Raw genomic sequence first — 7,028 nt, forward strand, 5'->3', positions numbered from 1 at the left:
TATAATTTCGGGAGGAAGTTCTCGGCGGTTTTGTATTGGGCCGCACAACTTGCCCACATAATTTGCAAGGAGTTTCAACGCTATGGAAAAGCCGTTCATCGACAAGCCGGAGGGCCCGGCGCCTGCAGACCTCGTCATTGAGGACATCACTGTCGGCGAGGGCGCAGAGGCCGTGGCCGGCGGTTTTGTCAAGGTCCACTACCTTGGCGTGGACTTTGAAACGGGCGAGGAGTTCGACTCCTCCTGGGACCGCGGCGAGGCCGCAGAGTTCCCTCTCACCGGCCTGATCCAGGGCTGGCAGGAAGGCATCCCCGGCATGAAGGTCGGCGGCCGCCGCCAGCTGACCATCCCGCCGGAAAAGGCATACGGCCCCGCGGGCGGCGGGCACCCGCTGTCCGGCCGCACCCTCGTGTTCATCATCGACCTGCTCGACGCCAGCTAGGAGGCTGCCATGCGCATCCCGGTCACCACACTTAACGACGGCTACGATTTCCCCCTCCTCGGTCTCGGCACCTATAAGCTGACCGGCGACGAGGTGGAGCCCATCGTGCGCACCGCGATCGAGCTCGGCTACCGCCACATCGACACCGCGGCGCTCTACGACAACGAGGTCGAGGTGGGCAAGGCCATCAACGCCGCGATCAAGGCCGGCGACGTCACGCGCGAAGAGCTGTTTGTGACCACCAAGCTGTGGAATGACGACCAGGAGCGCGTGGCCGAGGCCTACCAGGAGTCGCTCGAGCGCCTCGACCTCGAGTTTATTGACCTCTACCTCGTGCACTGGCCGTGGCCGCAGCACGGCACCTACGTGAAGGTCTTCGAGCAGATCGCAGAGCTGCAGGGGATGGGCCGGCTGCAGTCTGTCGGCGTGGCCAACTTCTACCCGGAGGTGCTCGACGAGATCATCGAGGCCACCGGTATTTCCCCGGTGCTCAACCAGGTGGAGCTGCACGCCGGGTTCACCCAGCCCGAGCTGCGCGCCTACCACGACGAGCACGACATCGTGACCGAGGCGTGGGCACCGCTGGCCCGCGGCTCGAACTTCGACGACCCGGCCATCCAGGCCGTCGCCGACAAGCACGGCGCAACCGCTGCGCAGGTCTCGCTGGCGTACCTGATGCAGCTTGGCTGCTCCGTGGTGCCGAAGACCGCCAACCCGAAGCGCCTGGAGGAAAACCTCGGCGCGGTGGGCATCACGCTGGACGGCGAAGACGTCGCCGCCCTCGACGGGGTTGCAGGTGAGCGCCTTTCCGGCGACCCGTTGACGTTCCCCGGGTAGGGGATTTGGGTTGAGCCGCCTGGCTGCGTTGATCGCGGCCGGGCGGTTTTTCTTTTGCTGCTTTTTGATTGCTGCGATATTTCCTGGAAGAAAATTTAAAGCGATTTGCGGAACAACGTACATGCGACTGTGTGGTAGGTTACATTCACATTGTTGAGTCGGAGATCACATAATTCCGGCGCGGCAAAGACCTTATTCCCGTGCATAAGAAAGGATCGAGGCCATGGCCGGTTCCACCGCTGTCCCGCAACGCCGCGAGCCAACTCCTGACGAGTTCGTGGCCATGCAGCAAAGCCCCGAATTCCAGGACCTGCGAGGCACGTTCCGCGGATTCACCTTCCCGGTGATGATCGCGGCATTCCTCTGGTACGTCTTCTACGTCGTCTTCGCCACCTTCGCCCCCGACGTGATGGCTAAGGACTTCCTCGGCCTCAACATCGGCCTCTGGTTCGGCTTGGCGCAATTTTTCACCACGTTTTTGATCACCTGGATCTACGTCTCGTGGGCGAACAAGAACATCGAGCCGCGCGCGGCTCACATCCGCGAAGAGATGGAGGGCTAAACCATGAAGACCCACCTGTTTGCAGCCGATGCCGGGGAAGCAGCCGGCAACCCGCTGCTCAACATCGCCATTTTCGGCGCCTTCATCGTGGTCACCCTCTACATTGTGACCCGCGCCGGTAAGACCACGAGCGAATCCGCGGACTTCTACACCGGCGGTGCGTCGTTTAGCGGCACGCAAAACGGCCTCGCCATCGCCGGCGACTACCTTTCCGCCGCATCTTTCCTCGGCATCGTCGGCTCGATCGCGCTTAACGGCTACGACGGCTTCCTGTACTCCATCGGCTTCTTCGTCGCGTGGCTGGTCGCGCTGCTGCTGGTGGCGGAGCCGCTGCGCAACGTCGGCCGCTTCACCATGGCCGACGTGCTGTCGTTCCGCCTGCGCCAAAAGCCGGTGCGCGTCGCCGCGGCGTTTGGCACCCTGTTCGTGTCGCTGTTCTACCTCATCGCCCAGATGGCTGGCGCGGGCTCCCTGGTGTCCGTCCTGCTGAACCTGCACTCCTTTACCGCGCAGGCGATCTGCGTGGGCATCGTCGGCGTGATCATGATCGTCTACGTCCTCGTCGGCGGCATGAAGGGCACCACGTACGTGCAGATGATCAAGGCCGTGCTGCTCATCGCCGGCGTGCTGATCATGTCGGTGTTGGCGTTCGTCATGGCCAAGGGCGGCCTGACCGCGGTGTTCAACCAGGCCATCGACACCCACTCCGCCTCCAGATACCTCGCGGAGAAGGGCTACCAGGCCGAGGAGATTATGAAGCCGGGCCTGAAGTACGGCAAGACCACCACCTCCAAGCTGGACTTCATCTCCCTCGGACTCTCCCTGGTGCTCGGTACCGCAGGTCTGCCGCACGTGCTCATGCGCTTCTACACCGTGCCCACCGCCAAGGAGGCGCGTAAGTCCGTGACCTGGGCGATCGTGCTCATCGGCTCCTTCTACCTGCTCACCCTGATCCTGGGCTACGCCGCGGCCGCCTTCGTCGGCCCGGACCGCATCCTCGCCGCACCCGGCGGCGCGAACTCGGCGGCCCCGCTGCTCGCATTCGAGCTCGGCGGCTCCATCTTCATGGCGTTGATCTCCGCAGTCGCCTTCGCGACGGTGCTTGCGGTCGTCGCCGGCCTGGCCATCACCGCCTCCGCATCCATCGCCCACGACATCTACGACGCAGTGCTTCGCGACGGCCAGGCCACCGAAGAAGAGCAGGTCCGCGTCTCGCGCATCACCGTGGTCGTGCTGGGTATCGTCTCCATCATCTTGGGCATCCTGGCGATGCAGCAGAACGTGGCCTTCCTGGTTTCCCTGGCGTTCGCTGTCGCGGCGTCCGCGAACCTGCCGACCATCCTGTACTCCCTGTACTGGAAGCGCTTCAACACCACCGGCGCGGTGGCGTCGATCTACACCGGCCTGATCTCCGCCCTGGTGCTGATCGCCCTGTCGCCGGCGGTCTCCGGCAGCCCGACGGCAATGTTCCCCAACGCCGACTGGTCCATCTTCCCGCTGACCAGCCCGGGCTTGGTGTCCATCCCGCTCGGCTTCCTGGGTGGCATCATCGGTACCTACCTGGGTAAGCCGGACAACTTCGACGAGCTCCAGGCCGAGATGGAGGTCCGCTCGCTGACCGGCGTCGGCGTCGAGGCTCCCGTCGACCACTAAAGCGGCACAACAGTAGGGCCTGATCTTCCTGAGCGGGGATCAGGCCCTTTTGCTATGCGCCTAGAAGAACGGGAAGAACCTGCCCATCAGGCCCAGGGCGCCGAGCAGGCCGAGCGAGACCGCGATGCCCGTGATCATGCCCGCCGGGGAGGTTTGCTTGCCAGGGGTCGGAGCTGGGGCGGGTGCCGGGACGGTGGTCAGGCCGCCCGTTTCCTGGCCGCGGACCACCGTGGTGTCGAAGGTGCGGTTGACCGAGGAGTAGTCCGCGAACTGGATCGCCGCGTTGATGCGCAGCACGTTGCCCGGGCGCATGCCCTTCGCCGCCGTGATCCGGATACCGGTCTCACCCTCGCGGGCGATGGTCCAGCCGCCGCGGGTTTCCTCGGTGACGAAGACGCGGGCGCCGGCGGGCAGCCCCTTCGGGGTGACCACGATGGACTCGCCGGCGGTGATGGTGGCGTTGTCGATGCTCACCTTCGCGGTCTCGGCGACCGGCCGCGCCGGGGTGGTGCGGGTCGTGGTCGTGGCCGGGGCTGGAGAAGGGGCCGGGGCGGAGGTCGTAGTCGAAGTCGAGGTAGTCGCGCTTGGGGCGGCGCCTTCTGCGGAGGTGGGGACGTAGGCCTTGGCGGTGAGGTCGCGGCGGGAGCCGTCGGGAAGCAGCACGGTGACCTCGAGGACCAGGGCGTAGCCCGGCTGCGCATTGCGCGGAGCCACGAACGTGATCGCGCCGGTTTCCTCGTCGGTCTCCAGCGTTCACCCGTTGTGGCGCTGGTTCGGGCCGATCACGCGGGAGCCTTCAGGCAGGGCGCCGGAGAGGAACACGGTGACGCGGTCGCCGGCGGATACCGCGGTGTCGGGGTACGACAGCTCACCGACGCTAGGTGCAGGGGCGGCGGTGGTCTTCGGGGTGGTCTTCGGGGGCGTCGTCGTGGTGGACGGCTTCGGTGTCGGCGCAGCGGTGGTGGTGATGGTCGGGGCGGGGGAGGGCGCGGAGCTCGTCGTCACGCGATCTGCTTTGCCTACGGTGATGCGCGAGGAGTACTGCTTGGTGGAGCCGTCTGGGAACACCACGCCCAAGGTGATGCGCAAGCCGGCACCCGCGCGGGCGCCCGCGGGGGCGGCGACGGTGACCTCGCCGGAATCCTGGTCGGCGTCGATGCGCCAGCCGCCCGAACCGGTCGGGGCGGCGAGCTGGGTGCCAGCGGGCAGCGCGACGCTCGGGCGAAGGGTCACGGTGCCGCCCGGAGCCACCGTCGCGTCACCCCAGGTCAAGTCGAGGGAATCAGCGAGCGAAACGGAGGGCTTGGCCACGCGCACGGTGAACAGCGCGTAGTCCACCGTGCGGTCCGGGTACGTGATGGTGACGTAGTTCTGCGCGTAGGCGCCGGGGAACTGGCCGCGCGGGGTGGCGGCGACGGTGCCGTCGGCATCCACGTCGAAGTACCAGCCGTCGATGGCGTTGATGTCGAAGGTGGTGCCCGCCGGGACGTTGCCGGCGAGCGGGATGCGGGCCGTCGCGCCCGGGGTCACGTCGGTGTCGGCGTAGCTGGGGTTGTAGGCCTGCGACATCCAGTCGGCGGCGGAGGCGGCGGGTGTGATGACGGTGGTAGCGAGGCTGGCTGCCAGCGCAGCCGCGACGAAGCGGGTGGTATTCATGGGACTCCTGTCAAAGTGTTGAGAGCTGACTTTGAACAGTTTAAATAAATCCCTAGAAATTATCAGCCGCTACCTGAATAGCGAGGACGACAGCTGGCTGCTGCCCTGGAGCAGGTTTGACCAGTCGTCCGGCGTGAGCTTCGTCAGGGCGGAGGCCTGCCCCGGGGTCCACTGGCCCCAGTCAGAGGCGTAGACGTTGTTGATGTCCACCTGGACGCCCTGGATGTTCGCCTGCCAGCCGGCGACTTGGTGGATGTTCGCGCGCGAGTGGATCTTGCCGCGGGAGCCCCAGTCGTGCTGCCAGAAGTAGGAGCCGATGCCGTCTTCGAGGCACCAGGCGATGGTGTAGTAGTTGCCGTACACGCCGAGCTGGTAGCCGGCGGCGCTGAACGCGGCACCCATCGCGGTCAGGTACGGGTTGATTTGGTTGTTGAACTGCTCGAGGGTGGGGTTGTCGTCGATGGCCACGTAGATCGGGCGGCCTTGCGGGCCACCGGCCGCGGTGTGCAGCGCCATCGCTTTCGGGGCGTGGGCGGCGGCACCGAGCGCGCCGCGCTTCCAGTCGGCGGTCTCGGCGCGGCCGAACTGGTACACCGACGCGACGGCGAGGCCGTTGGCCTTGTAGTCGCGGGTCTCGCCGATGGTCACCGGCTTGCCGCGCATCCACTCGGCGCCGGGGCGGCGGTCGGAGACGTAGCGCACCGCGCCCATGTGGCCCGCGGCTTTCACAGCGCTTGCCGACGGCACGCCAGCCGAGTAATCCACCACCGTGCCAAGCACCCGGCGCTGCTGCGCCTGGGCGGCGGGAGAGAGGGCGGCTGAGGCGCTGCCGGCGAGCGCGGCGGTGGCGGCGGCTGCACCGGCGGATTTGAGGAACGTGCGGCGGTTAAAAGTAGTCACATGCGCCACTCTAGTCTCAGTGGCCCACAACCACCATCCAAATGGCCACGAGGTGGCACACGGCGGCGACGACAGTGGCGGTGTGGAAGTGCTCGTGGTAGCCGTAGTAGCGCGCTGAACGCCCCGGCCACTTGAACCCGTACACCAGCGCGCCGAGTGTGTAGATGACCCCGCCGGCGAACAGTAGCCACACCACCGCGGGGCCGGCGGAGCTCCACAGCGTTGGCAAAAGCGGCACGATGATCCAGCCCAGCCCCACGTAGACCACGACGTCGAGCCACCGCGGGTGGTTGATCCATACCAGGTTGAGCACGGCCCCGCCGATGCCGCCCGCCCACGCCACCGCAAGCATGATCGCGGCGGTGTGTGGCTCGAACACGATCAGGCACAGCGGGGTGTAGGTGGCGGCGATGAACACGGAGATGGTGGCGTGGTCGGCCCGGCGCCACCATTGCACCGCCGCGGGCGAGCGCCACGGCCACCGGTGGTACATCGCGGAGACGGCAAACAGCAGTACCACGCCGGCGCCGTAGATGGTCACCCCGAGGGCCTGCGGCCACGGCAGGGTCATCCATCCGAACGTGATCAGCACGGCCGAAGAGATGGCCGACAGGGCGGCGGCCACGAGGTGGAACCAGCCGCGCACAGCTGGCCGTTCGCCGCGGTCCGCGACCACGTAGGTGCGCTGGACTTGGCCGGTTTTCAGGGCAGTCATGGGCGCCTCGCAGAGGTAGGGGAGTTTTCGCTCAAACCCTACCGGACCGTAGGTTGTGGCGGAAGGGTGCACGAGCCTGTTTTTAGCGCGGGCAATCGCTGCGGTACTCTTACGCCATTGCCCTAGTAGCTCAGTGGATAGAGCACGGCTCTCCTAAAGCCGGTGTCGGAGGTTCGATTCCTCTCTGGGGCGCAAATGTCATGAGTCGCGTCATGCTTGACGCATGAGTCGCGACATGTTGGACGGACCGGCATCCCAGTTGT

General features: G+C 66.3%; 8 protein-coding genes and 1 tRNA gene. 5 read left to right on the top strand and 4 right to left on the bottom strand.

Going from position 1 to position 7,028, the window contains the following annotated elements:
- Window positions 1–82: 82 nt before the first annotated feature.
- From fkpA to QP996_RS11355, 4 genes are all read left to right on the top strand, one after another.
- Window positions 83–442 (top strand): FKBP-type peptidyl-prolyl cis-trans isomerase FkpA, encoded by a 360-nt coding sequence (gene fkpA / locus QP996_RS11340; RefSeq protein WP_063938216.1) that lies wholly within the window; start codon window positions 83–85, stop codon window positions 440–442.
- Between the two features lie 9 nt (window positions 443–451).
- Window positions 452–1,279: an aldo/keto reductase gene (locus QP996_RS11345; protein WP_284872728.1), complete on the top strand. Its 828-nt coding sequence runs from the start codon at window positions 452–454 to the stop codon at window positions 1,277–1,279.
- Between the two features lie 223 nt (window positions 1,280–1,502).
- The gene (locus QP996_RS11350) at window positions 1,503–1,841 is read left to right on the top strand and encodes a DUF485 domain-containing protein (protein ID WP_284872730.1); all 339 of its coding nucleotides are present in this window, start codon (window positions 1,503–1,505) and stop codon (window positions 1,839–1,841) included.
- A 3-nt stretch (window positions 1,842–1,844) separates the two neighbouring features.
- Complete coding sequence (locus QP996_RS11355; protein WP_284872731.1) at window positions 1,845–3,494, top strand: monocarboxylic acid transporter; 1,650 nt, start codon at window positions 1,845–1,847, stop codon at window positions 3,492–3,494.
- 60 nt (window positions 3,495–3,554) lie between these two features.
- On the opposite strand, the gene QP996_RS11360 is transcribed toward QP996_RS11355, so the two are convergent.
- The 4 genes from QP996_RS11360 to trhA all read right to left on the bottom strand — a co-directional run bounded on the left by QP996_RS11360 (window position 3,555) and on the right by trhA (window position 6,765).
- Window positions 3,555–4,208 (bottom strand): hypothetical protein, encoded by a 654-nt coding sequence (locus QP996_RS11360; protein ID WP_284872732.1) that lies wholly within the window; start codon window positions 4,206–4,208, stop codon window positions 3,555–3,557.
- A 39-nt stretch (window positions 4,209–4,247) separates the two neighbouring features.
- Window positions 4,248–5,150 carry a Rib/alpha-like domain-containing protein gene (locus QP996_RS11365; RefSeq protein WP_284872734.1) on the bottom strand — a complete coding sequence of 301 codons (903 nt, stop codon included), beginning with the start codon at window positions 5,148–5,150 and terminating at the stop codon, window positions 4,248–4,250.
- 69 nt (window positions 5,151–5,219) lie between these two features.
- Window positions 5,220–6,050 (bottom strand): DUF1906 domain-containing protein, encoded by an 831-nt coding sequence (locus QP996_RS11370; RefSeq protein ID WP_350309520.1) that lies wholly within the window; start codon window positions 6,048–6,050, stop codon window positions 5,220–5,222.
- Window positions 6,051–6,066: 16 nt separating this feature from the next.
- Window positions 6,067–6,765: a PAQR family membrane homeostasis protein TrhA gene (trhA, locus tag QP996_RS11375; RefSeq protein WP_284872735.1), complete on the bottom strand. Its 699-nt coding sequence runs from the start codon at window positions 6,763–6,765 to the stop codon at window positions 6,067–6,069.
- 119 nt (window positions 6,766–6,884) lie between these two features.
- On the opposite strand from trhA, the gene QP996_RS11380 reads away from it, so the two are divergent.
- Window positions 6,885–6,957, top strand: a tRNA-Arg gene (locus tag QP996_RS11380).
- The last annotated feature ends 71 nt before the right edge of the window (window positions 6,958–7,028 follow it).

The organism is Corynebacterium sp. MSK008 (assembly GCF_030232585.1).
GTDB lineage: Bacteria > Actinomycetota > Actinomycetes > Mycobacteriales > Mycobacteriaceae > Corynebacterium.

Bases quoted from the DNA above. Each gene is read 5' to 3' on its own strand.
- fkpA (WP_063938216.1), top strand. From the start codon at position 83: ATGGAAAAGCCGTTCATCGACAAGCCGGAGGGCCCGGCGCCTGCAGAC.
- QP996_RS11345 (WP_284872728.1), top strand. From the start codon at position 452: ATGCGCATCCCGGTCACCACACTTAACGACGGCTACGATTTCCCCCTC.
- QP996_RS11350 (WP_284872730.1), top strand. From the start codon at position 1,503: ATGGCCGGTTCCACCGCTGTCCCGCAACGCCGCGAGCCAACTCCTGAC.
- QP996_RS11355 (WP_284872731.1), top strand. From the start codon at position 1,845: ATGAAGACCCACCTGTTTGCAGCCGATGCCGGGGAAGCAGCCGGCAAC.
- QP996_RS11365 (WP_284872734.1), bottom strand. From the start codon at position 5,150: ATGAATACCACCCGCTTCGTCGCGGCTGCGCTGGCAGCCAGCCTCGCT.
- trhA (WP_284872735.1), bottom strand. From the start codon at position 6,765: ATGACTGCCCTGAAAACCGGCCAAGTCCAGCGCACCTACGTGGTCGCG.